The 22,150-nt window shown below is 63.2% G+C and carries 23 protein-coding genes; 12 read left to right on the forward strand and 11 right to left on the reverse strand.

What is annotated here, in order from left to right; genetic code table 11:
* Nucleotides 1–34: 34 nt before the first annotated feature.
* From H6F58_RS00600 to H6F58_RS00620, 5 genes are read right to left on the reverse strand one after another with little or no spacing between them, the layout of a single operon-like run.
* Entirely contained in the window at nt 35–850 is an 816-nt protein-coding gene (locus H6F58_RS00600) for a CoA ester lyase (RefSeq protein WP_195180842.1), read from the reverse strand.
* Complete coding sequence (locus H6F58_RS00605; protein ID WP_146276937.1) at nt 843–1,349, reverse strand: MaoC family dehydratase; 507 nt, start codon at nt 1,347–1,349, stop codon at nt 843–845. Before H6F58_RS00605 ends, H6F58_RS00600 begins: the two co-directional genes overlap by 8 nt.
* Nucleotides 1,346–3,385, reverse strand: coding sequence for a biotin carboxylase N-terminal domain-containing protein (locus tag H6F58_RS00610; RefSeq protein ID WP_195180843.1), 2,040 nt, complete (start codon nt 3,383–3,385; stop codon nt 1,346–1,348). The genes H6F58_RS00605 and H6F58_RS00610 overlap by 4 nt, the downstream gene beginning before the upstream one ends.
* Nucleotides 3,386–3,396: 11 nt before the next feature.
* Nucleotides 3,397–5,001: a carboxyl transferase domain-containing protein gene (locus H6F58_RS00615; RefSeq protein ID WP_195180844.1), complete on the reverse strand. Its 1,605-nt coding sequence runs from the start codon at nt 4,999–5,001 to the stop codon at nt 3,397–3,399.
* A 3-nt stretch (nt 5,002–5,004) separates the two neighbouring features.
* Nucleotides 5,005–5,640: a TetR/AcrR family transcriptional regulator gene (locus H6F58_RS00620; protein WP_171919536.1), complete on the reverse strand. Its 636-nt coding sequence runs from the start codon at nt 5,638–5,640 to the stop codon at nt 5,005–5,007.
* 238 nt (nt 5,641–5,878) lie between these two features.
* On the opposite strand from H6F58_RS00620, the gene H6F58_RS00625 reads away from it, so the two are divergent.
* Entirely contained in the window at nt 5,879–6,643 is a 765-nt protein-coding gene (locus H6F58_RS00625; protein ID WP_195180845.1) for a carbonic anhydrase, read from the forward strand.
* A 201-nt stretch (nt 6,644–6,844) separates the two neighbouring features.
* Here H6F58_RS00625 and H6F58_RS00630 read toward each other — a convergent pair whose 3' ends face one another.
* Nucleotides 6,845–7,420 carry a hypothetical protein gene (locus tag H6F58_RS00630; protein WP_195180846.1) on the reverse strand — a complete coding sequence of 192 codons (576 nt, stop codon included), beginning with the start codon at nt 7,418–7,420 and terminating at the stop codon, nt 6,845–6,847.
* Nucleotides 7,417–7,959 (reverse strand): RNA polymerase sigma factor, encoded by a 543-nt coding sequence (locus H6F58_RS00635; protein WP_146276925.1) that lies wholly within the window; start codon nt 7,957–7,959, stop codon nt 7,417–7,419. Before H6F58_RS00635 ends, H6F58_RS00630 begins: the two co-directional genes overlap by 4 nt.
* A 96-nt stretch (nt 7,960–8,055) precedes the next feature.
* Here H6F58_RS00635 and H6F58_RS00640 point away from each other — a divergent pair, with 96 nt between their 5' ends.
* The 6 genes from H6F58_RS00640 (at nt 8,056) to H6F58_RS00665 (ending at nt 10,633) form a co-directional block, all read left to right on the forward strand.
* The gene (locus H6F58_RS00640; protein ID WP_236995216.1) at nt 8,056–8,586 is read left to right on the forward strand and encodes an Asp23/Gls24 family envelope stress response protein; all 531 of its coding nucleotides are present in this window, start codon (nt 8,056–8,058) and stop codon (nt 8,584–8,586) included.
* A 24-nt stretch (nt 8,587–8,610) separates the two neighbouring features.
* Entirely contained in the window at nt 8,611–8,787 is a 177-nt protein-coding gene (locus tag H6F58_RS00645) for a hypothetical protein (RefSeq protein WP_098945523.1), read from the forward strand.
* Complete coding sequence (locus H6F58_RS00650) at nt 8,784–9,164, forward strand: Asp23/Gls24 family envelope stress response protein (protein ID WP_146276923.1); 381 nt, start codon at nt 8,784–8,786, stop codon at nt 9,162–9,164. Before H6F58_RS00645 ends, H6F58_RS00650 begins: the two co-directional genes overlap by 4 nt.
* A complete protein-coding gene (locus H6F58_RS00655; RefSeq protein WP_195180847.1) occupies nt 9,161–9,712 on the forward strand; it encodes a DUF6286 domain-containing protein in 552 nt (183 codons plus the stop codon). Before H6F58_RS00650 ends, H6F58_RS00655 begins: the two co-directional genes overlap by 4 nt.
* A gap of 1 nt (nt 9,713) precedes the next feature.
* Entirely contained in the window at nt 9,714–10,298 is a 585-nt protein-coding gene (locus H6F58_RS00660) for a hypothetical protein (protein ID WP_195180848.1), read from the forward strand.
* A gap of 74 nt (nt 10,299–10,372) precedes the next feature.
* Nucleotides 10,373–10,633 carry a GlsB/YeaQ/YmgE family stress response membrane protein gene (locus H6F58_RS00665; protein ID WP_060703033.1) on the forward strand — a complete coding sequence of 87 codons (261 nt, stop codon included), beginning with the start codon at nt 10,373–10,375 and terminating at the stop codon, nt 10,631–10,633.
* Nucleotides 10,634–10,693: 60 nt separating this feature from the next.
* Here H6F58_RS00665 and H6F58_RS00670 read toward each other — a convergent pair whose 3' ends face one another.
* From H6F58_RS00670 to pdxA, 4 genes are all read right to left on the reverse strand, one after another.
* Nucleotides 10,694–12,151, reverse strand: coding sequence for an SLC13 family permease (locus tag H6F58_RS00670; protein WP_195180849.1), 1,458 nt, complete (start codon nt 12,149–12,151; stop codon nt 10,694–10,696).
* A gap of 11 nt (nt 12,152–12,162) precedes the next feature.
* A complete protein-coding gene (locus tag H6F58_RS00675) occupies nt 12,163–13,275 on the reverse strand; it encodes a PrpF domain-containing protein (protein ID WP_195180850.1) in 1,113 nt (370 codons plus the stop codon).
* 477 nt (nt 13,276–13,752) lie between these two features.
* A complete protein-coding gene (locus tag H6F58_RS00680; RefSeq protein WP_060703029.1) occupies nt 13,753–14,520 on the reverse strand; it encodes a DeoR/GlpR family DNA-binding transcription regulator in 768 nt (255 codons plus the stop codon).
* A 67-nt stretch (nt 14,521–14,587) separates the two neighbouring features.
* Nucleotides 14,588–16,819 (reverse strand): 4-hydroxythreonine-4-phosphate dehydrogenase PdxA, encoded by a 2,232-nt coding sequence (gene pdxA / locus H6F58_RS00685; RefSeq protein ID WP_244652214.1) that lies wholly within the window; start codon nt 16,817–16,819, stop codon nt 14,588–14,590.
* A gap of 216 nt (nt 16,820–17,035) precedes the next feature.
* On the opposite strand from pdxA, the gene H6F58_RS00690 reads away from it, so the two are divergent.
* Genes H6F58_RS00690 through H6F58_RS00710 form a run of 5 tightly spaced genes read left to right on the forward strand, consistent with a single transcriptional unit; the run spans nt 17,036 to nt 22,132 of the window.
* Nucleotides 17,036–18,610: an ABC transporter substrate-binding protein gene (locus H6F58_RS00690; RefSeq protein WP_195180851.1), complete on the forward strand. Its 1,575-nt coding sequence runs from the start codon at nt 17,036–17,038 to the stop codon at nt 18,608–18,610.
* A gap of 3 nt (nt 18,611–18,613) precedes the next feature.
* Nucleotides 18,614–19,549: an ABC transporter permease gene (locus H6F58_RS00695; protein ID WP_195180852.1), complete on the forward strand. Its 936-nt coding sequence runs from the start codon at nt 18,614–18,616 to the stop codon at nt 19,547–19,549.
* Nucleotides 19,546–20,472, forward strand: a complete 927-nt coding sequence (locus tag H6F58_RS00700; RefSeq protein WP_146276909.1) for an ABC transporter permease — start codon at nt 19,546–19,548, stop codon at nt 20,470–20,472. Before H6F58_RS00695 ends, H6F58_RS00700 begins: the two co-directional genes overlap by 4 nt.
* Nucleotides 20,472–21,311: an ABC transporter ATP-binding protein gene (locus H6F58_RS00705; protein ID WP_060703025.1), complete on the forward strand. Its 840-nt coding sequence runs from the start codon at nt 20,472–20,474 to the stop codon at nt 21,309–21,311. Before H6F58_RS00700 ends, H6F58_RS00705 begins: the two co-directional genes overlap by 1 nt.
* The gene (locus tag H6F58_RS00710) at nt 21,308–22,132 is read left to right on the forward strand and encodes an ATP-binding cassette domain-containing protein (RefSeq protein ID WP_195180853.1); all 825 of its coding nucleotides are present in this window, start codon (nt 21,308–21,310) and stop codon (nt 22,130–22,132) included. Before H6F58_RS00705 ends, H6F58_RS00710 begins: the two co-directional genes overlap by 4 nt.
* The last annotated feature ends 18 nt before the right edge of the window (nt 22,133–22,150 follow it).

Raw genomic sequence — 22,150 nt, forward strand, 5'->3', positions numbered from 1 at the left:
CAGCGTTGCCGGCCTGCTGCCACGCCGCAATGCCCTAGGCCAAGTTGCCTGCGCGATCCAAGGTTGCACGGGCTTGGATGAGCAGTGGTTCATCCACCATTTTCCCGTCCAGGGAAAAGGCCCCCGGGTGCAGTTCTGCCTCGGCAAGGATTCGCTTGGCCAATTGCACCTCGGCGGCGGTCGGCGCGTAGGCCTGGCGGATGATCTGCATCTGGCTCGGGTGGATCGATGCTTTGGCCGCGAATCCCGAGGCCTTGGCATCCTGGGATTCCAGGAATAGTCCTTCACGGTCCGGGATATCCAGATACACCGAGTCGATGGCTGCCTTGCCCTGCGCGGCCGCGTGGATCAGCACCTGGGAACGGGCGAAGCTGGCCACCTGGCGGTAGCTGCCATCGTCATGGCGCGAGGAGGTCCCGCCCAGCGAGGCGACCAGATCCTCGGCACCCCACATCAAGGCCACCACATTCTCCGCCGCCGCAATCTGCGCCGCATGGGCAATGCCAGCGGCCGTTTCGCACAGTGCCACGACGTCATAGTCCGCAAGCCGGGCCGGTTGTGCACCGGACTGGACCTTGGGCAGCATCACGGTGGTGTAGCTGGTGTGCTGCAGCGCTTCGAGGTCCTTTGCGAAGTGCCCGGTATCCACGGGGTTCACGCGCACGATGGTGCGGGCAGGATCCAGGCAGCTTTCGCGCAGAGCAAGCCGGGCGGCCCCCTTGTTCTCCTGGGCAACGGCATCTTCGAGGTCGATGATCACCGCATCGGCGCGGCCCGCCGCCTTGGCATAGCGTTCGGGCCGGTCGGCGGGGCAGAACAGGATGGCCGGGCCCATCAGGAATTCACTCATCGTCCGCCGCCTTCTTGGAATCTTCATGGGCCTGTTTGGTCCACATCAGGCAGGTGCGCGTGGCGGTAGCGACTACCTCGCCGTGCTGGTTGCGCCCGGTGTGGGTCATCGAGGCCAGGCCTTGGCCGGGCCTGGATTTCGAGGGGCGCAGCTCGGTGATCTCGGTTTCGGTGTACAGGGTGTCGCCGTGGAACATCGGATGCGGGAAGCGCACATCATTGATCCCCAGCTGGCCGATGATGGTGCCCTCGGTCAACTGCGCCACCGACTGGCCGATCATGGTGCTCAGCGTCAGCAGCGAATTCACCAGGGGCCTGCCAAAGGGCTGGGTGGCGGCCCAGGCGGCATCCAGGTGCAGCCCCTGGTTGTTCATGGTCATCGTGGTGAAGGCGATGTTATCCGCTTCGCTCAAGGTGCGCCCCGGCTTGTGGGCGTAGGTGGCGCCCAGGACCAGCTCGTCGAAATACAGCCCGCGCTGTTCGATCCTTTGCCCGCTCATGCCAAACGCTCCTTGTCCTCGGTGTGCAGTGGTTCCACGGTGGCGATGACCTGCTTGGCCTTGACGAGGTCACCGGCCTTCAACGCCGGCAGGCGCACGATTCCATCGGCCGGGGCCAGCAGCTGATGCTCCATTTTCATCGCTTCCACGATGGCCAGCAGCTGGCCGGCGGCTACCTGCTGGCCGTCGGCGGCCTGGACCGAGATGACGGTGCCGGGCATCGGGGAGAGCACCTCGGGGCGATAGCTGCCAGATTCCTTGGCGAGGCCCTCCAGCTGGCGCTCCAGCACCTCTTCGCGAGGCAGCGCGCGCAGCGACGCACTCCAGCCGCGATCGCTCAGCCACAGTGTGCCGTCGGCGTCCCAGGCGTGCTGGATTCCGCAGCGCACCCCGTTGATCTCAAGGCCCGAGCCGAGCTCCCGGATGAAGTGCTCCTGGCCGCCGACGCTGACCTTGTTGCCCTCGGGAGTGACGAGCAGGGAGGTTGCGGCCTGGGTGTGCCCGGTGTCGAAGTGCCGGGTGATCGGGTGGTGGTGTTGAGCCCGCCAGCCATCGCGCAGGCCCCAGGGGCTGGTGCTGGCAGGCCGTCTCAGGTAGTCCAGATGCGCGGCCAGCGCCAGCTCGAGCGGGCCGGATTCGCGGAAGCTGAACTGCTCCATCTTGCGTTCAATCAGGTTCGTATCCAGTGCGCCGGCAATGACATCCTCGTCGGCCAGGAGCAAGCGCAGGTATTCGCTGTTGGTCAGCACGCCCAGCACGACGGTCTCGGCCAGCGCGCGGTCCAGGCGGGCCACAGCTTCGGCGCGATGCGTGCCCCAAGCGATCACCTTGGCGAGCATCGGATCGTAGTGGGCGCTGATTTCCAGCCCGTCGCGCAGCGAGCTGTCCACGCGCACTCCGGCCGGCTCGCGCACCTGCAGCACCGTGCCCGTCGAGGGCAGGAAGCCGGCGGCAGGGTCTTCGGCGTACAGGCGCGCCTCGATGGCGTGTCCAACGAGGCCGACCTGGTCCTGGGTGAAGTCCAGCGGCTGCCCGGCGGCGATGCGCACCTGCCAATCCACCAGATCAAGCTTCTGCCCATTGACCCGCACCACTTCTTCGGTGACCGGGTGCTCCACCTGCAGGCGGGTATTCATTTCCATGAAGAAGAACTCGTCGGGGTTCTGGTCGCTGGCCAGGAACTCCACGGTGCCAGCCCCCACATATCCCACCGATTGCGCCGCCGCGATCGCGGCAGCTCCGATGCGTTCGCGGATCTGCGCCCCATGCTCCAGGTTCTCGAACAGCGGGGCGGGGGCTTCCTCGATGACCTTTTGGTGGCGGCGCTGCAGCGAGCACTCGCGCTCGCCGAGGTGCACCGTATTGCCGTGGGCGTCAGCCAGGATCTGCACTTCGATGTGCCGTGGATTGCGCACCAGCCGTTCAAGGAACAAGGTGTCGTCGCCAAAGGCATTGCGTGCGGTGCGCCGGGCACTGGCCAGCGCCTCGGGAAGCTGGGCTGCGGATTCGACGGCGAACATGCCCTTGCCGCCGCCACCGGCCGATGGCTTGATCAGCAGCGGGAAGCCGACCTCGGAGGCGGCCTGGATGAGCTGCTCATCGCTCAACGCAGGTTCCGCGATGCCGGGAACCACCGGAACCTGGTGGGAGAGCACATGGTTCTTGGAGCGGATCTTGTCGCCCATGAGGTTGATGGAGTTCACCGGAGGGCCGATGAAGGCAATCCCCGAAGCCTCCAGCGCGCGGGCGAAGTCCACGTTTTCGGACAGGAAGCCGTAGCCCGGGTGGACCGCCTGGGCGCCGCTGGCCTTGCACGCATTGATGACCGCGTTGATATCCAGGTAGCTCTCATTGGCTGGTGCTCCGCCAAGGCGGATGGCGGTATCGGCGTGGGCAACATGCAGTGCACCGGCATCGGCGTCGGAATAGACGGCCACCGAGCGAATGCCCAGGGCGCGCAGGGTGCGGATAATGCGCACCGCGATTTCTCCGCGATTGGCGACCAGGACCGTATCAAAAAGGTTTGTGTTCATCATGATCTCCTCGGCTACATCCGGAACAGGCCGAAGCTGGTTTCCGGCACTGCGGTGCGGGCGCAGACATCCAGGGCAAGGCCCAGCACCCTTCGGGTGTCCGCCGGATCGATGACCCCGTCATCCCACAAGCGCGCGGTGGAATAGTACGGGTTGCCCTGGGTTTCGTACTGCTCGCGGATCGGGGCCTTGAACGCTTCCTCTTCTTCGGCGCTGAAGCTGCCGCCGGAAGCTTCCAGCCCGTCGCGCTTCACGGTGGCCAGCACCGAGGATGCCTGGTTGCCGCCCATCACCGAGATGCGCGCGTTGGGCCACATCCACAAGAAGCGCGGGGAATAGGCGCGCCCGCACATGGAGTAGTTGCCGGCGCCGAAGGAGCCGCCGATGATCACGGTCAGCTTGGGGACCCGGGCGGTGGCCACCGCGGTGACCATCTTGGCGCCGTGCTTGGCGATGCCGCCGGCCTCGTAGTCGCGGCCCACCATGAAGCCGGCCAGGTTCTGCAGGAAGACCAGCGGGATGCCGCGCTGGTCGCACAGCTCGATGAAGTGCGCGCCCTTCATGGCGGACTCGGAGAAGAGCACCCCGTTATTGGCGATGATCCCCACCTGGTGGCCGTGGATCTGCGCAAAGCCGGTGACCAGGGTGGTGCCGTAGTCGGCCTTGAACTCGTGGAACTTGCTGCCGTCCACCAGCCGGGCGATGACCTCATGCACGTCGTAGGGGGCGTTGACATCCACCGGGACGACCCCGGCCAGCTCGCCGCCCGGGTAGAGCGGCTCGGCCACCTGGCTCTCGATGTTCCACGCCGGAGCCGGGTTGGCCGGCAGGGTGGAGACGATATCGCGGATGATCATCAGTGCGTGCTCGTCGTTTTCGGCCAGGTGGTCCACCACCCCGGAGGTCTTGGCGTGCAGGTCCCCGCCGCCCAGCTCCTCGGCGGTGACGATCTCGCCGATGGCTGCCTTCACCAGCGGCGGGCCGCCGAGGAATATGGTGCCCTGGTTGCGCACGATCACGCTCTCGTCGCTCATCGCCGGGACGTAGGCGCCGCCGGCGGTGCAGGAGCCGAGCACCGCGGCCAGCTGCGGGATTTTCTTCGCGGAGAGCTGCGCCTGGTTGTAGAAGATGCGCCCGAAGTGCTCGCGGTCCGGGAAGACCTCATCCTGCATCGGCAAGAAGGCCCCGCCCGAATCGACCAGGTAGATGCAGGGCAGGTGGTTCTCCAGCGCGATTTCCTGGGCGCGCAGGTGCTTCTTGACCGTCATCGGGAAGTAGGTGCCGCCCTTGACGGTGGCGTCGTTGGCGATGACCAGCACGTGCCGGCCGTGCACCAGCCCGATGCCGGCGATCATTCCGGCGCCGGGGCTGGCCCCGCCGTACATGTCCTCGGCAGCCAGCGGGGCAATCTCCAGGAACGGGGATCCCTGATCAAGCAGCTGGTCCACGCGTTCGCGGGGCAGCAGCTTGCCGCGTTCGACATGCCTGCGCCGGGATTTTTCCGATCCGCCAAGGGCTGCGCGCTCCAGGCGCTGGTGCAGTTCGGCCAGCAGGGGCGCGTTGGCCTGGGCATTGCTCTCGAATTCTGCGGGATCCGTGCGGGAAGAAAGCGTCTTCACTTTTCAGTCCTTCGGTTCGGGTTCGCTGGCGATCACCAGGGGGATGGGGAGCTCGGTGCGGGAGAGCGGGGACTCGTTGGAGACGGCGAGCATCCGCATGGCCAGCGCCACGAAGTTCAGTTGCACCTCGGGCAAGGACAGCCGGCCGTCGCGGCGGAACCAGTGGGAAACCCCGGTGCCCATTTCCATCATGGCCAGCCTGGCGATGCCCAGATCCCCGGTGCTGAAAGCGCCCTGGGCGGTGCCGTCCTGGAGAACCCGGGCGAAGAGCTGTTCATAGCTATCGCGCAGTGCCTGCATTTGGGCCGCGTTCTCGGTGGACAGCGCTCGCATCTCGTGTTCCGCCACGCGAGAGGTCTTGGGATTGGTGGCGGTGAATCCGACATGGAAGGCCACCAGCAAGGCCAGCTTCCGGGTGGGGTCGGCGCCGGCGGCCGCAGTCTGGCTGGCGCCGTCGATCATCGAATTGAGGCAATTCTTGATGATGCCAACGAGCAGCTCTTCTTTGCCTCCGACGTAGTGGTAGAGCGTGGCCGAATTCAATCCGACTGCCGTACCCAATTCACGGATGCCGGTGGCGGCAAACCCGCGTTGGGCAAAGCAGGACACCGCTGCTTGCTGGACTGTACCGAGTTCCAAAGGACACCGCCTTGTGCTCCCAATCAATCGATTGACAGTGTCCATCCAATCCGACAAGCGGGGTGATGTCAATCACTTTCCGTGTTTCGTCATAAAGCCGGCGGCTCGGGGCGCGGGGCGAAATATTCGGAAATTTGTTTATGAATCAAATGCAGAAGATTACACTTCATGATGATATTTACTGCGAAATCTGAGTTAATGACATTCAGGTGCCCACGAATTACGAGCGGAAAGCACTATGCCACAACCCATTGACAGTGTCGTCAACGCGACCATAACCAGCCGTCGAAAACTCCTTGCGGGTGCGACCGGACTGCTGGCTCTCGCTGGACTGAGCGCCTGCGCAAGCGAAAAGTCCCCGCAAGCCACCACCGTCGGCCGTGCGACAACACCGAAGACGCCCGATGGCGTGCTCAAGGCGCTGGCCGAAGGAAACCAGCGCTTCACCTCCGGCCAGGTGCAGCATCCGAACCAGGATTCGCAACGACGTGGCGAGCAAGCCGGGCACCAAAGCCCCTTTGCGCTAGTCCATGGCTGCGTGGATTCGAGAGTGGCACCGGAGATGCTCTTTGACCAGGGCATCGGAGACCTCTTTGTCACCAGGACCGCGGGAGCGGTCTTGGATGACACCTTGGTGGGCAGCATGGAATTTGCTGTTTCCTCCCCCTACTCGGTCCCGCTGCTGGTCATCCTCGGCCACAGTGCGTGCGGTGCGGTGACCGGCACGCTCAAGGCCATGGAAGCCAACCCCCGGGACCCGCAGCTGCCCGGAGAAATGGAGGATTTTGCGGATCAAATCGCGCCCGTGGCCCGGAGCCGGAAAGTTTCAGGATCCGGCAGCGAGGCGGTGAGCCAGGTGGTGGAGGCCAATGCGCTCGCCGTCGCCAAGCAGCTGGTGGAGCGCTCGGCAATCATCCGCAAGGCGGTCGAAGAGCAGCGCACCCGTGTGGTGCCGGCCGTTTACGACCTGGAAACCGGTGAAGTGAGCTGGCTGGAGAGCTAGGTTCAACCGGAAAGCCGCTGCCAAAGAGAAATCCCCGCCGGCTATGCCGGCGGGGATTTCTACGATCATCACTCGCACCTTCAATGAGGTAGCTACTACGTTACGCAAGCATCCTATGCCCCAGCTGAGCAGGGGCTTCGCGCTGGCAATGCATTCAGGAAGCGGCCCGGCCAGCGTCATGCTGCGTGAAAAGATGCTCTGCTAGTTCTTCTCTCGCAGCGTGACAGACTCGATGGCCTGGCCGTGAAGGTCCTCGATGACCAGGTCGACGACTACTTCCTCCCAGCTGATCAGCGGCCTGATGGCATCGCAAACGAAGCCAAGGACCTGCTGCTCGATGGCGTTCACGGTGCTGTCATCGGCCATGCTCACATGGCACTGGATTTTCCAGCGAAGATGCGGGACCTTCGCGTCGGTGGCTTTGATTTCGGTGTAGTTCAACTGCGTGGTTGTCGAGTCGGCGAACGCCTTGCGGATGGCCTTGATCAGCTCGAGGGATGACAGGCGCTGGGGCAGGCCAGTAGCGGGATCCTGCACATCCCAGATGCGCTGGCGGGGCCCAAGGCTGGCAATTTTCCCGAGGATCCCCTTCGAGAAGGCTTCCGGCTCGTGCTCGGGGGTCGAGGTCTGCAGCAAGCGGGTGATGAACCCGTTCTGGTCCTTGAGCCGCTGGCGTTCGGCATGGCACCAGCGGCACTGCAATTCGTGCAGGTCGGCGGGTTCGTCCAGATTCAGCAGGACGTCTTCGGAGGTACGTCCGCAGGGGAGGGTTGTCATGACACCGCCTCGCTGATTGCATTGCGTGCTCGTGCGAGTCGCCCTCGCACCGTTGATTCTGAAACGTTCGTGACCAGGGCCGCTTCCTTGTAGCTCATGCCTTGGAGCGCGACCAGCACGAACGTCTGGCGAAGCGCCGAGGGCAACCCATTGATGATCTGCCAGGCATCGGCCACTTCACCACGTTGCACGGCCACGTTCTCGGGCAGTTCCCGGTCGGGCACCGGGGTTTGCTCTAGCACTTCATCATCCACGGTTTGCTGGTCATTGGCACGCTGGCGGATGCGATCGAGGCAAATATTTCGCGCCATCCGGTAGAGCCAGGTCTTGAATGCGGCACGTTCGCGCAGCGAGCCCAGCGACTGCCACGCGCGGATCCAGGCGTCCTGGGTGGCGTCTTCGGCATCGTGCCAGCTGCTGAAAAAAGTCTTGCAATATTGACGCAGGCCAGGGGTCATCACGGTGACGAGCTCGCCAAATGCTTCGGGGTCGCCTTCCATGGAGCGGCCAACAAGCACAGCCAGCCGGGTCGGTTCCAAGCACCCTCCTTGAGTGACCTAGATCACATTCAAAATGTGTGAGGATTTCTGTACAGCTCTCGTCTGTACGAGTGTAAGGCAAAAATTATCCCTTCAATGACTGAGGAGACCATCATGGTGCAACGAGATTCCCAAGGGCCGATCATCAAGCCAACCGGCGAAGAGCTGGAGCGCCAGGCCAAGGCGGCGTCAGCCAATGAAGCGCAAGCCAGCGAGAAGCTGCGCGGCCCGCTGCACACCGATCTGGGCAAGACAACCATCGAAGACCGCGTGGTCCAGAAGATCGCCAGCATCGCCACCCGCGAGGTATCCGGCGTCTACGCAATGGGCAACGCCGCCCGCCGGACCTTCAACTCGCTGGCAGAGCGCATCCCCGGTGCCCAGGCCAACGCCGCTGGCGGCGTGAGCGTTGAAAAGGGCGAGCAGCAGACCGCCATCGACGTCTCGATCGTCGTTTCCTACGGATTCTCCATCGTCGAGGTCTCCAGCGAGATCCGCTCGAACATCATCGCCCAGGTCGAGCGCGCCACCGGGCTGGAAGTCATCGAGGTGAACGTGGAAGTCACCGACGTGCACCTGCCAGAGGACGATGACGATGACACTGAAACCCGTGACGGCCTGAAATAACTGTCCGCAGCTAAGGAGCAGAACATGTTACACGTCAAGTGGGGGCTGGCCATCGGCTGCCTGGCCGGGCTGCTGATCGCCTTCGGTTCATTCACCCAGTTTGTGGTGGTGGCATTCTTCACCATCATCGGCGCGGGAGTGGGCTGGCTATTGCAGGACAGGGTTGATCTCGGCCAAGTGTTCAGCAAACGTCGGCGGTGAAGCAGATGGCAGAGCTGTCCTCGCACCGTGGAAGCACCACGGTGAACACGGGCGTCTATTCAAAAATCGCTGCCCAGGCGGCCTATAAGGTCCCGGTGGTCGGCTCGGCCGCGGGAGGGATCCTGGGGCTGGGCAAGTACCGGGATTTTGACAGCCGGCCCAAGGCCAAAGCCGAGGTGCTCGGGAACATGGTTGTCATCGACCTGGATCTCGGCCTGAGCTATCCGAGCGATGTCCAGCAAGCCTGCGAAGACGTGCGAAACATGGTCGCTGCGGATCTGCGCGCATACCTTGGCGTTGAACAGGTGCAAACCGATATCCGGGTGAGCTGGATGTCGGCACCGGATGAAGGAACCAGAAACAGGAGGCTGCGATGAACAGGTTCTGGCACGTTCGCAGTGCCCGCACCTTGACGCTGGCGATCAGCTTTGCCATCCTGCTGGCCGCAAGCATGATCCTGGCGCTGTCCTGCATCCTGCGTTTGGCCGACGGACGTTGGCCCGGCATTGCCGAGCAGGGCATTGATGCGCTGCTCGGCCTGCGCTTCAACGACAACCTGGCAGTGATCGCCATGGCGGTCCTTGCGGTGCTCGGCCTGGTGCTGATGCTCAGTGCGCTGATTCCGGGGCGCCGGCAGAGCATCCTGCTCACCAGCGACGATCCTTCAGCTCGATCGGAACAGGCAATCTCATGCCGGGGAATATCGACCTTGGTGGGGCATGAGGTTGAACGAACCGATTCAGTCACCAGGGCAAGGGTGAAAACCAGCCCGGCCCTGGTGCACGTGAGAGTGCAGACTCCGGCCCACTCGGTCCAGCGCGTGCAGGACAACGCGCAGGCGCGGGTGCAGGCAGTGATCGATGGCTTGCCATTGCAACGCGCTCCCAAAGTCAAGGTCTCGGTGCAACGGCGAGGAGGGAACTGAAATGTTCACAACGCATGTGGTGCGGCAGCGAATCATTCTCGTGATCCTCGGCCTGGTGCTGCTGGCTGGCGGAGGATGGGGCCTGGCCTCCGTCTGGTGGGGGCTGCCTGCAGGAAATGATTTCGGCCAAGCCGAGATTGGCAACAGCCTGCCGATCGATCAGCAGTACCTGGTGCCATTGGGATTGGCGATAGGGATTGCGGGCATGGTGCTGTCGCTAGCGGTGTTGATCACCGCCATTCCGCGCCGCCCAGCGGCACACAAATTCAGATATGAATCACGCACCGAGGGGGTGAGCGAGATCGAAACTTCGGTCATAGCCAAGGCCGCGGAGACCGCCGCGCAGACGCAACCAGAAATCGTGGATGCGAATGTCCAGATCGGTGGCAGCGCAACCGAACCTGTGCTCTATGCGCGGTTCACCTTGCGCGCCGATGCTCCGGCGAATCGCGGTATCAAGCTGGTCAATGACCGGGTGATACCGGATCTCGAAATGGTGCTGGGAGCGCCCTTCGCCAGCAAGCACGTTTCATTCAGCTTCCAGAAGCCGGTAAAGCAGGATTCCCAGAAGGTGGTGCTCATCTGAGTCGGCCCGGGCATCAAGAAATCATCACCAGCGGCACGCTGATCGTGCCACAACACTTGGGGGAGTAGAAACACATGGGAATTATTGGTTGGGTCATCCTTGGCCTCATTGCCGGTGCGATCGCCAAGGCGATCAAGCCAGGAACGCAGGGCGGGGGCTGGCTGGCAACGCTCTTGCTGGGCGTCGCCGGTGCGCTGCTTGGCGGCTGGATCGGTTCGGCTATTTTCGGTGTCGGCATTAGCCAGTTCTGGTCATTGTCGACGTGGCTGCTGGCCATCGGAGGTTCCCTGATCGTGTTGATCGTGTGGGGGCTGGTTACCGGCAAGCGCCGCTGAGTGCGCAAGCCAATGGGAGGGAACCATCACGGTTCCCTCCCATTGGCGTAGCCGGGGCAATTACATGATGCCGGTTGGCACCAGCAGCAACCAGGACAGTGCCGGTGCAATCAGAACCACGGCACCTGCGTACATCATCAGCTGCTTGTAGGTTCGGGTCCGATCGCTTTCCCTCACGTTAGCCACCACCAGTGCGCCAGCGGTGGAGAAGGGGGAAACATCAACCACGGTTGCGGAGATGGCAATTGCTGCCACGGTGCCGGAGACGCTCAGCGAGCTGACGGCCAGCAGCGGCCCGGCCAGCGGGATGAATGCGGCGAGCAGGGCGGTGGATGAGGCGAAAGCGGATCCGATGCCGATCACGTAGCACAGCACCAAGGCGATCAAGATCGGAGCGCCCAGGGCCAGGGCCATGTGGGCCAGGGTGTCGATCACGCCGATGTGGGTCAGCAGCGAGACATAGGTGATCATTCCGGCCACCAGCAAGACGGTGGACCAGGAAATGCCGGCAACAAACTTCTGCTGGTCCTTGACGTTCAACAGGGCCAGCAGCAAGCCGGCGCTCAAGGCGACAAAGCCGATGGGCAGGCGCAAGACCAGGGCGCAGAAGAGCATCACGCCAATCAGCACCAGCGTGTAGATCTGCTGTCCCCGCGGACGGGTGGAGCGGATCTCCTCGACTTCCGTGTAGCCCTCGCCGGCGCTGGTGCGCAGCTTGCCCATCACGGCGAAGACGATCACAGTCAGGATCGACAGGATCAGGTTGATGGCGAAACTGGCGGCAAACAAGGCGTTGGCCGAAACCGGGAAGCCATTTTCCATGGCGATGTCATGAACCAGGACACCCGAGACGGACAGCGGCGAGAATCCTCCAGCATGGGAACCGTTGATGATGAAGGCGCCCATCAGCAAAGGGTGAATGCGCGATTCGTAGGCAAATCCGATGGCAGCCGGTGCCAGCAAGGCGACGGCGGCAGGGGAGAAGGTGCCCAGCGAGGTCAATGCCGCGGCGACCAGGAAGAAAACCCAGGGAAGCAGCATGGTTTTGCCGCGAACTGCGCGGACGCAGTTGCGCACGATGATATCGATGGTGCCGTTGTGCTGTGCCATGGAGAAGAAGTAGGTGACGCCGATGATGGTCAGCACGATGCTGGCCGGGAAGTCCGCGAGGATTTCCTTGTCATCCATGCCCAGCATGAAGTAGCCGATGCCGAAGGATGCCACCAGGCCCATCACGCCGATGTTGACCGGCCATTTGGTGGCGATGATGAACATCAGCACCAGGACAACGAGCGGGATGACCTGTTCGGTGGTCAGCGAGGCGCCGGTGCCGGAAGGCTCCGCGCTGGAGAGCGCTGGAGAAGCCACCATGGCGATGAGCACCGCGATGAAGGCCACCGCGGCAACGATCAGCAGGTTGCGCTTGCTGCGCCGGTTTTGGCGCCGCGGATCGACGGTGTCGACAGCGATGGCTTCTTGTTCGGCTGGGGGTGCAGCCTTGAACCCTGTATTAGTCATGGTCTGGCTCCTCAGCGGCTTGCGCTTGCTAGGTCGGTTTCGGCAACGCTGCCGAGGGACTCGGGGAGGTGGATGGTGGAGCTGGCGATGGAGCGGGCGGTGCGGTCCACTCCGACGTACATGGACCCCTCGCGTTCTTCGCTCCAGGTTTCGATGACGCCGGCGGGGGTGCGCAGGCGCAGCGTGGCGCGCGGTGCCCCGCCGGTGATCTCGCCCAGTATGGTGCCCGGGGTCTGTGCGCCGAGGGTCAGCGCGATGCTTCCGGTGATGGCCAATGCAGGGTGGGGCTTGCCCATGGAGAGCATCATGACGCTGGCATCGCTGTCTTCATCCTGCGGTGCCGCGGCGATGGCAAGTTTCGGGATGGCGCGGGCAGCCTGCGCAGGGGTCGCGGCCAGGCCCATGCGCACCGCTGCTTCGCGGCGCACCTGGTCCAAGGCGATCAGTTGCGAGTCGACGGCGGCCATCCATGAATCATAGTTTGCGGTGTCGAGACCAAGTTCCTCGGCGCGAAGTATGACTACGGGTGCTCCGGCATCCACCAGGGATGCGGTCCACGCGCGGCCCGCGGCAAACAGGATGTCTGTTGGGTTCGAGGTGGGCAAGAGGCTGCCGGTGGTCTTGCCGGCAGGGTCGCGGAATCCGAGCCCGACCTTGTAGCCAGCTGTTGCCACACCGGGCATCTGCGCCTGGGGAACGATCGGCAGTGCCCCTCCTGGCGTATCGACGCGCTGGATGATGATCTGCCCGGTATTGGTGTTGCGGGTGGTGACTCGGGTGATGTCCCCGGATGGGGTGATCCATCCTTGCTCGATGGCGTAGAGCCCGACAACCGCGGAGCAGTTGCCGCAGTTGCTTCCCCAGTCCACCGTGGCTTCTTCGATGCCGACCTGGGCGAAGGTGAACTCCACGTCGATTTCGGCGTCGCTGGAACGGTGCAGAATGACCGCCTTGCTGGTGGTTGAGGTGGCTCCGCCAACGCCGTCGATTTGTCGTGAATCGGGGCTGCCGAATACTTTCGGGAGCAGTTCATCGAGGCTGGTGGCCGTTTCTTCCAGATGCTCGGATTCGAAGACCCAGCACTTGCTGGTTCCTCCGCGCATCCATTCGGCTTGTATGTTCATCGTCATTCCTACATCTCGTGGTGCCGCGCGTTTCGCTCCCGGTCACTCGGTCCGAATTCATCGTTATCCGACTATGGAAAAACCATAATCTGCATCACATTTGAAGTCTACGTACATAAAATATAAGGGCTTGTAGCAACGCTTAATTTGCCTAGATTACAAGCTTATGCAGACTGCAATTTGATGATGAACGGTGTAGGTAAAACGAAAAATCAGCCATTCAGGCTAGAGATTTTAGAGAATGAACAGAGTATTCAGTTCATTGAAGTACTGCTTATGGTTATCGGCTGTTGCTCGCGAAAGAAGTTTTTTGCGGTGGCACGCAGGATGGTGCGACCGAGGAGAATATCGGTGGCGCGCCGCTCGTTGCCTCGACGTGACTGAACTAAAAATGCCGTTGCATCGCGCTCGGCGGGATGCAACGGCATAGCAAAAATTGATTGTTTTCGGGGAAAGGCTTCGTGGACTGCCAGATGGTCAGCCCGCGAGAATAATCTCCACGTTCGCGTCCTTGAATGGCGCAAGCTGGTTCTCGCTGGCCTGTGCGTCGGTGATCAGCGTCCAGCCTTCGGGCAATCTGGCCCAGGCATGGAAAGGATGCTGGTTGAGCTTGGAGCTGTCGGCCAGCACAAACACGCGCTGCGCCCGCGAGGCCATCTTTTCCTTGAGCCGGGTCTGCACGAGGTCGGCCTCGCAGATGGCATCGGGCGTGACGGCATCAGCGCCGAGGAAAACGGAATCAAAACTCATCCGCTCCAGGCAGTATTCTGCCAGCGGGCCCACAAAGGCGGCGCTGCGGTGGCGCAAGGTGCCACCGAGGCACTCAACATGTACCGACTCTGCCTCGGCCAGTTCCTCGACCACCACCAGCGAGGTTGTCGCCACGGTGAGTTCATTGGCATCACGCAGCTCATGGGCCAAGGAGGCAACTGTGGAACCGGAATCCAGCAGGATGGTTTGCCCCTCGGACACCAGCGAGCGCGCCTTGCGCCCGATGGCGCTCTTCGCCACCGCGTTCTCCATGTTCCGCTGCCGGAACGTGGACTCGATCACCGGTGCGGTCAAGGGCATCGCCCCGCCGTAGGTGCGCGCAATCTTTCCTTCTCCGGTGAGCCGGGAAAGATCGCGGCGGATCGTTGAAGCGGTGACGCCGAATCGTTCGGAGAGTTCCTCTACGCTGGCCAACCCGCTGGTATTGGCCAGTTCCAGGATCTGCCCTTGGCGCACCTTGGCACTGGTCGACATGGGACTCCTTCCCCAGTTGATTCGGTGGGTCTAATACGCCGAGTGTATCGGCATTGGCCCGGTTCGCTTACTCGGCCGGGGCCGTCGCCAAATTCACCGACTGCGCCAGGGCCTCGATCATGCTGCCCACCTCGACAACGCCGGTGCCGGCAATATCAAACGCGGTGCCGTGGTCCACCGAGGTGCGGATAACCGGCAGGCCGACGGTGATGTTCACGCCAGCTTCGATGCCCAGAACCTTCACCGGGCCGTGGCCCTGGTCGTGGTACATGGCGACGATCAGGTCGTAGTCGCCCCGGCCCGCCAGGAAGAACGCGGTATCGGCGGGCAGGGGGCCGATGGCGTTGATCCCATCGGCCTGCAGCTTTTCGAGCGCAGGGACGATCTTTTCTTCCTCTTCGCCGTAGCCGAACAGGCCGTTCTCGCCGGCGTGCGGGTTGATGGCGCAGACTCCGATCTTCGGGGTGGGATTGCCTGCGCGGACCAATGCCTCGTGGCCGCGGCGGACCGTGCGCTTAACCAGCCCGGGTTCGATTTTCTTGATGGCATCGATCAATCCGATATGGGTGGTCACGTGGATGACCTTGACCTTGGGGGTTGAAAGCATCATCGATACTTCATCGACACCCATGAAGTGGGCGAGCAATTCGGTGTGCCCGGGGTAGATGTGGCCGGCTTCGTGCAGTGCGGCCTTGTTCAGCGGTGCGGTGCAGATGCCCTGGACCTCGCCGCGCATCGCCAGTTCGCAGGCGATGCGGATGTAATGGTAGGCCGCGTTGCCAGCTTCGCCGGAAATCTTGCCCCATTCAAGGTCCGCAGACAGCAGGTGGGGGTCGATGACGTTGATGCGGCCGGGAACAAACTGGGCTTCTGCGACGTCGGAGATTTCCACGATGTCGGCCTTGAGGCCCAGGGCCTTCGCGCCCAGGGACAGCCGGTGGCAGTCGCCAATGACGATGGGCCGGCTGATGTTGTAGGCGTTGGCATCCAGCAGGGCGCCGACGGTAACCTCTGGGCCGACTCCTGATCCGTCACCCATGGTGACGGCGATGAATGGACGGGAATCTGGGGAAGTGGTGCTCATGGATACTGGCTCCTGGGGAAGAGTGGTGCGCAGATCGCGCAGGGTGGAAAAGGCTTTGGAGAGGATGCCGGGGCTGCCGAAGGAACCGGGCTTGGTGCCAACCAGGCGCCCGTCGGGGGCTTGGCAGATGACCACTCCGGGTTCCAGCTGCTGGCGCGGGGCCAGCGAGGTGGCACCGAGGTCGTCGAGGACGGCGCGTGCTGTTTCACCGCCGGTCAGGAAAAGATCCGAGTCCGGGTGCGCTGCAAGAAAGGCGGCTGCCTGGTTGCGCAGCTGGTGGAGCACTGCCGAGGGTTCCGTCCCGTTGCGCGCTGCGCGCAGAATCACCGGTTCCCCTGGCTTGGGCGCCGGCAGCTCGCCGGTTGTTTCGGCACAGGGGATGCCGTGGTTCTGGGCGAGTTCAAGCTGCTGCCCGGAGGGGCCTGAGGCCGAGCCGACGACACCCAGAAGGTGGCGAGCCGGAGCATCGGGCGCGGCAGGATCCTGGTGCGCGGCCTGGCCGGCTGTGCCGTGACGCGCCGCCAGGGCGCTGGCCAGGGCCGCGTTCAGGGCTCCGGTGCCAACCAGGATGCTGCGGGCGAACCGCTCCGGGTGCGCGGCGCGCAGTCCAAGCCAGGATTCGGCGACGGAGTGCAGGTCCGCCTCGGTTGAGCAGTCGACGATGGCGATGGGTGCCGGACCGAGCGCGGCGGCCAGGTGTTCTTGGAACGATCCATCGGTGCTGGGCCGGGCCAGCGTTGCGGATTCGAGGTCACCGAGCAGGTCGGTGATGGATTCGGGGGCTTGTCCTGCTTCTACCTGCCAGGCATCCGTGGAAGCCAGCGGCTGGCCGGCAACCAGCGGGCGCCCGTTGTCAACGGTCCGCTCCAGGTGGGGCAGTGCTCCGGCAATGATGAGCCGGTAGCCGCTATCGGCCAGGGCCGAGAGCTCTGCGTTGAGGTTGCCGCGCCACAGCGAATCGATCTTCTTGAAGACCAGCGCGTCTTGCGAGGGCCGGCGGCAAAGATCCTGGATGCGCCGATAGGCCTTGGCGGGGTCCAGGTAGCGGCTATTGGTGTCCAGGACGGTGACGGGGCGGGACTTGTTCGAAGATCCCGCGGCGAGGTCAAGGGAAATCCGGGTCGCAAATCCCTGGTCGCTCCAAGGCAAGGATACTTCGCAGGCGCCGGAAAAATCATCGGCGAGAATCAGGACTTCCATTGGGTTCTTGGCCATGTGGATGCTTGTCACCTCCTTGAATCGGGTTCCGGATGGCTCCGGTCGAGCGTGTGCTTCTGGAGCCATCATGACACAGTTGCGCGAAATGCGCTATGCCTATTGCGCATTTCGCGCAATCGTGACAAAGTGTCCTTGAGATACACATCACAGCGAGTGGATGGCCCTGCAAGCAATGGGGCAAAGCGCTCCAGAAAGTCGATTGGGAGGTCGAAGATGACCGCACGATTCTCGCCCGGGATGTCGCGGCGCCAGCTGCTGCAGCTGGCCGGAGCCGCCGGGCTCTTTGCGGCAGTGGGGATGAGCGCTACCGCGTGCGCAGGACCCACCGGGCTGCCGGGCAAAGACACGCTGACCCTGGCCCTGAACCGTTCCTTGGTATCGCTGGATAACAAGCTGAACCAGTTCGATGCAGCCGTCACCGTGCAGCGAGCGGTCCGCGAGGGCCTGACCGCGATCGGCCCGGACATCGCACCGATTCCGGTGCTCGCCGAGTCAATGGTGATGGCATCGCCAACACGCTGGACCGTCAAGCTGCGCCAGGGAATCACCTATTCGGACGGGCGCCCGGTCAAGCCGAAGGATGTGGCCACCGCGCTGGAAATGTACGCCAAGGTGCAAGGCTCCTTCGTTGCCAGCTTCTTCCCCGAATTCCCCTCGGTCACCGAAGTCGATGAGCGGACATTCCATTTGGACTCCAAGGGGCCCATCCCGATCCTGGATGCGCTGATGGCGCTGATCCTGATTTCCCCTGCCGAGGATAACAAGGCAGAAGAGCTGCAGACCGGTGTGGGCACCGGGCCCTATGTTGTCCAGTCCTATGACCGCGGCGCCGGGACCTACACGCTGGTGCGCAATGAGAAGTACTGGGGCGAACCTGCGCCAATCCGCCAGGTCAACGTCCGCTTCCTGCCCGAAGAATCCTCCCGCGTGATCGCCTTGCGCAGCGGCGAAGTAGATGTCATCGATTCCATCTCGCCCAATTCCATGGAACAGCTCCAGGGCCTGCCCGGCGTCACCATCGACACGGCCTCCTCGCTGCGCTTGAACCAGATCTTCTACAACTTCCGCAAGCCGAAGTCCCATCCGCTCGCCAATCCCAAAGTCCGCGAAGCGCTGTCCTTCGCCATCGACGGCAAGGCCCTGGTGCACGATGTCCTGATCGACACCGTGGAACAGGCGCAGGGCGTGACCCCGACCAGCCTGTTCGGCTTTGCCAAGACCGGGGACTACGTTTACGACCCGGGCAAGGCGAAATCCCTGCTGTCGGACCTCGGCGTGGAGAACCTGAAGCTCAAGATCATCTGGGAGACCGGAGAATTCCCCTCGGATACCGCCATCATGGAGGCCCTGGTGCAGATGTTCGGGGACATCGGAGTGAAAACCGAGCTCCAGCAGTTTGAACCCGGAGGAAATATCCTGCAGTGGCGCCAAGGCAAGGAAGGGGACTGGGACCTGCTGGGCAATGGCTTCTCCAGTCCTACCGGCCTGGCCATCACGATGCTGCAGGGCATGTACGCCGGCACAGCGGAAAAGGAAAAGACCCGCGACACCTACCAGGGCTACGTCAACAGCGATGTCGAACGCAAAATCGCCCGCGCGGCCTCTGAAGTCGATGAAGCCAAGCGCACCGCCTACCTCAAGGTCGCCCAGCAAGCAGTCTGGGACACGTGGCCCTGTGCCTGGGCCTTTACCCCCAAATCAATTCTTGCCCGCCGCAACCGCGTGCAAAACCTGGAACTATCCGCCGCCAACGCCTACCCGCTGGCCCGTGTGGGATTGGAGAGCTAAGCCATGCTGACCTATCTTCCCAAGCGCATCGGACAGGGACTGCTCACGGTATTCCTTACCGTATCCGTCGTCTTCCTGCTCATCCGCATGGCACCGGGCGACCCGGCTGCCTCGTTTGCCGGGCCACTGGCCACCAATGAGCAGCTGGCCGCCGTGCGCGAGCAATTTGGCCTGGACAAGCCGCTGCTCCAGCAATACGTGATATTCATCGGACAGCTGTTCACCGGCCACCTGGGGCAGTCCTATTCCTTCCAGGCCCCCGCCGTGCAGGTGGTGATGGACCGGCTGCCCTACACGCTGACCCTGGCTACCAGCTCCATCCTGCTGGCCGCACTGGTCGCCATTCCGCTGGGAATGTGGATGGCCCGCCGTTCCGACACCGACGCCGAACTGGGCGTGAACGTTGCGACCATCGCCGGGCAGTCAATGCCCGACTTCTGGACCGGCATCATGCTGCTGACTGGATTCTCTGTGATCATCCCGTTGTTCCCGGCTTCGGGATTTACCACCTGGGGCGGCCTGGTATTGCCCACCATCACGGTTGCGATTTTGCAGATCGCCCTGGTCTCACGCATGGTCAAGCGCGAGATGGTCACCAATTTCAACGCCCCCTATCTGAGCATCGCCCGATCCCGCGGCGTCAGCGAACGGGTGCTGACCTGGCGCTATGCGCTGGGCAATGCGGGAATTCCCGTCTTCACCGCCCTGGGCACCCGCTTCGCGGCGATGCTCAACGGCGTGGTGGTCGTGGAAGTTGTCTTCGGCTGGCCCGGCGTAGGCTCGCTGATCGTCCGGGCCTTGGAAACCCGCGATTACCCCCTGATCCAGGCCACCGTGCTGATCACCGCCTTGCTGGCCGTCGCGGTCCAGCTGCTGATCGATCTGGCCTACCCACTGCTGGACCCACGGGTCCGCCTCGGAAAGGCAGCTTCGGCATGAGCACCACAACCCGCAACCTCGCGCAAGCTCCGGATCCGGTCCGCGGCTCGGCAGTGACCAAGCAGCTGCTGAAGAAATCGGCGGCCGCCCGGCGTGCCCGGTCAACCCGCATCAAGCTGTGGCTGGGCACCATCCTGACCCTGCTGGTGGTCCTGCCGATCGCATTGGCCAACCTGCTGCCGATCGCAGACCCGAATATGCAGGACCTCGGCGCCCGGCGATTGGCCCCGTTGATCGACGGGCACCTCTTCGGCACCGACCAGCTGGGCCGCGACCTGCTCTCCCGGGTGCTCTTCGGAGGCCAGACCTCGCTGATGATCGGCGTGCTGGCGGTCGTCGTTTCAGGGGCTGTCGGAGTGATCCTCGGATCCATTGCCGGGTTCTACGGCAAATGGGCCGACGTGATCATCTCCCGCGTGCTCGAAGCCCAGCTGTCCCTGCCGCTGCTGATGATGCTGCTGCTGGTCGTTGCCCTCTTCGGGCCATCCATCCCGGTGATCACCGGTGTCATCGCCATCGCCCAGTGGCCCGAGGTTGCGCGCCTGACCCGATCCCTGGTGCTCGTGGAACGCGAAAAGCCCTACGTGGATGCGGCCAAGACCCTGGGCCTTCCCAAAGTGCAGATTCTCGCCAAGCACGTGATCCCCAATGTCTTCAAGCAGGCCAGCCTGGTGATCTTGCTGTTGCTGGCCCAAGCGGTGCTCCTGGAAAGCGCATTGTCCTTCCTCGGCGCCGGACCGCAGCGCCCCTTCTCCACCTGGGGCCGGCTGATCTCCGACGGCCAGGACTACATCACCACCTCGTGGTGGATGGTGACGCTGCCAGGCCTGTTCATCGTCGTTCTGGTGGTCGGGGTCAATCTGCTCGGCGATGCCCTGCGCGATGGAAACCTGCGCCGCACCTCTAAGAAGGAAGGCAAGTGATGAGCGAGCAAAATACCGCAGTCCTGGAAGTCAGCGACTTCAGCGTGGAACTGATGACCGACAACGGCGTGTTCAAGGCGGTCAAAAACGTCAACTTCCGCATCGGCCACGGGGAAACCGTCACCATCATTGGCGAATCGGGTTCCGGCAAATCCACGACCGCCATGGGGCTGCTCCAGCTGTTGCCCCGCGGGCTTGCTGCCTTGTCCGGCCAGGTGCGGATCAAGGGCGAGGATGTGCTGGCCAACCCCAAGGCCATCGCCAAGTTCCGCGGACGGGGCCTGGCATTGATCCCGCAGGACCCGATGACCGCGCTGAATCCCGTAGCCACGATCGGCTCGCAACTGCGCGAGGCGATCAAGGTGGCCGGACGCATTACCGGCAAGCAGGAGCTGCACAGCAAGGCCGTGCAGCTGCTCGAGCAGGTGCGCATCCCACTGGTTGAGGAACAACTCAAGAAATTCCCGCATCAGCTCTCCGGCGGCATGCTGCAGCGCGTCCTCATTGCCATTGCGCTGGCCAGCGAACCAGAACTGCTGGTCGCCGATGAGCCCACCAGCGCCCTGGACGTCACGGTGCAGGCCGGGATCCTCGACCTGCTGCTGGAACTGCAGCAGCGCAGCGGGATCTCGATACTGATGATTACGCACGATATTGGCGTTGCGCGCCTGGTTTCCGACACAATCCATGTGATGAGCTCGGGGAAGTTCGTCGAGTCCGGCCCCGCCGCCCAGATTGTCGACGCACCAGAACAGGACTACACCCGCAAGCTGCTCGCCGCGGTTCCGCGCTTGGGAACCTGGGACGAAACGCCAATGGCACCAAAGGGAGCATCATGAACCAGCAAGCACCGTTCCTCTCGGTGAAGAACCTGAGCGTCGAGTACCACACGCACAACGGAATCTTCCGCGCGGTGGACGACGTTTCCTTTGACCTGGAACGCGGCACGACCTTGGCCGTGGTCGGTGAATCAGGATGCGGAAAGTCGACCATCGCCAAATCCATCATGCGCCTGCTCAAGCCGGCCAAGGGGCAAATCCTGCTGGATGGAACCGACCTGGTGGCCCTGAATGAAAAGCAGCTGCGCCCCTTGCGCCGCAAATTCCAGATGGTCTTCCAAGACCCCTACGGCTCGCTGGACCCCAGCCACAGCGCCGAGCAGATCATCACCGAGCCGCTGAAAATCCAGAAAAGCGGGACGCCTGCCGAACACCGCAAGGAGGCTTTGAGGCTGCTCGATCGCGTGGGCCTGCCCGAGGGAGCACTGGATAAGCGGGCCAATGAATTCTCCGGCGGCCAGCGCCAGCGCATCGGCATCGCCCGGGCACTGGCTTCCAAGCCGGAGCTCCTGGTCTGTGACGAGGCGACCAGCGCGCTGGATGTCTCGGTGCAGGCACAGGTGCTCAAGCTGCTCGCCGAGATCCAGGAAGACACCGGGATCTCCTATGTGTTCATTTCACACAACCTGGGCGTGGTGCAGGAAATCAGCGATCAGGTCATGGTGATGCAGAAGGGAAAGCTGGTCGAACTGGGCAGCACCGAGCAGGTGCTCACCTCGCCGGCCCAGCCGTACACCCGCAAGCTGCGCCGCGCGGCCCTGGACCCGAGCCAGATGGAAGGCGTGAAGCCGCGCCACATCCTGGCCGGGCTGGCCAGCTAGAACCGCAAGAGACGAACA

The sequence above is a fragment of the Glutamicibacter sp. FBE19 genome, from assembly GCF_015524875.1.
In the GTDB taxonomy this organism is placed as follows: Bacteria; Actinomycetota; Actinomycetes; order Actinomycetales; family Micrococcaceae; genus Glutamicibacter; species Glutamicibacter halophytocola.

Coding starts and splice junctions, on each gene's coding strand:
- H6F58_RS00605 (WP_146276937.1), bottom strand. CDS start 1,349: ATGAGCGGGCAAAGGATCGAACAGCGCGGGCTGTATTTCGACGAGCTG.
- pdxA (WP_244652214.1), bottom strand. CDS start 16,819: ATGGCCAAGAACCCAATGGAAGTCCTGATTCTCGCCGATGATTTTTCC.
- H6F58_RS00645 (WP_098945523.1), top strand. CDS start 8,611: ATGTTACACGTCAAGTGGGGGCTGGCCATCGGCTGCCTGGCCGGGCTG.
- H6F58_RS00660 (WP_195180848.1), top strand. CDS start 9,714: ATGTTCACAACGCATGTGGTGCGGCAGCGAATCATTCTCGTGATCCTC.
- H6F58_RS00700 (WP_146276909.1), top strand. CDS start 19,546: ATGAGCACCACAACCCGCAACCTCGCGCAAGCTCCGGATCCGGTCCGC.
- H6F58_RS00680 (WP_060703029.1), bottom strand. CDS start 14,520: ATGTCGACCAGTGCCAAGGTGCGCCAAGGGCAGATCCTGGAACTGGCC.
- H6F58_RS00640 (WP_236995216.1), top strand. CDS start 8,056: ATGACTGAGGAGACCATCATGGTGCAACGAGATTCCCAAGGGCCGATC.
- H6F58_RS00625 (WP_195180845.1), top strand. CDS start 5,879: ATGCCACAACCCATTGACAGTGTCGTCAACGCGACCATAACCAGCCGT.
- H6F58_RS00655 (WP_195180847.1), top strand. CDS start 9,161: ATGAACAGGTTCTGGCACGTTCGCAGTGCCCGCACCTTGACGCTGGCG.
- H6F58_RS00695 (WP_195180852.1), top strand. CDS start 18,614: ATGCTGACCTATCTTCCCAAGCGCATCGGACAGGGACTGCTCACGGTA.
- H6F58_RS00610 (WP_195180843.1), bottom strand. CDS start 3,385: ATGATGAACACAAACCTTTTTGATACGGTCCTGGTCGCCAATCGCGGA.
- H6F58_RS00665 (WP_060703033.1), top strand. CDS start 10,373: ATGGGAATTATTGGTTGGGTCATCCTTGGCCTCATTGCCGGTGCGATC.
- H6F58_RS00670 (WP_195180849.1), bottom strand. CDS start 12,151: ATGACTAATACAGGGTTCAAGGCTGCACCCCCAGCCGAACAAGAAGCC.
- H6F58_RS00630 (WP_195180846.1), bottom strand. CDS start 7,420: ATGACAACCCTCCCCTGCGGACGTACCTCCGAAGACGTCCTGCTGAAT.
- H6F58_RS00600 (WP_195180842.1), bottom strand. CDS start 850: ATGAGTGAATTCCTGATGGGCCCGGCCATCCTGTTCTGCCCCGCCGAC.
- H6F58_RS00710 (WP_195180853.1), top strand. CDS start 21,308: ATGAACCAGCAAGCACCGTTCCTCTCGGTGAAGAACCTGAGCGTCGAG.
- H6F58_RS00705 (WP_060703025.1), top strand. CDS start 20,472: ATGAGCGAGCAAAATACCGCAGTCCTGGAAGTCAGCGACTTCAGCGTG.
- H6F58_RS00690 (WP_195180851.1), top strand. CDS start 17,036: ATGACCGCACGATTCTCGCCCGGGATGTCGCGGCGCCAGCTGCTGCAG.
- H6F58_RS00675 (WP_195180850.1), bottom strand. CDS start 13,275: ATGAACATACAAGCCGAATGGATGCGCGGAGGAACCAGCAAGTGCTGG.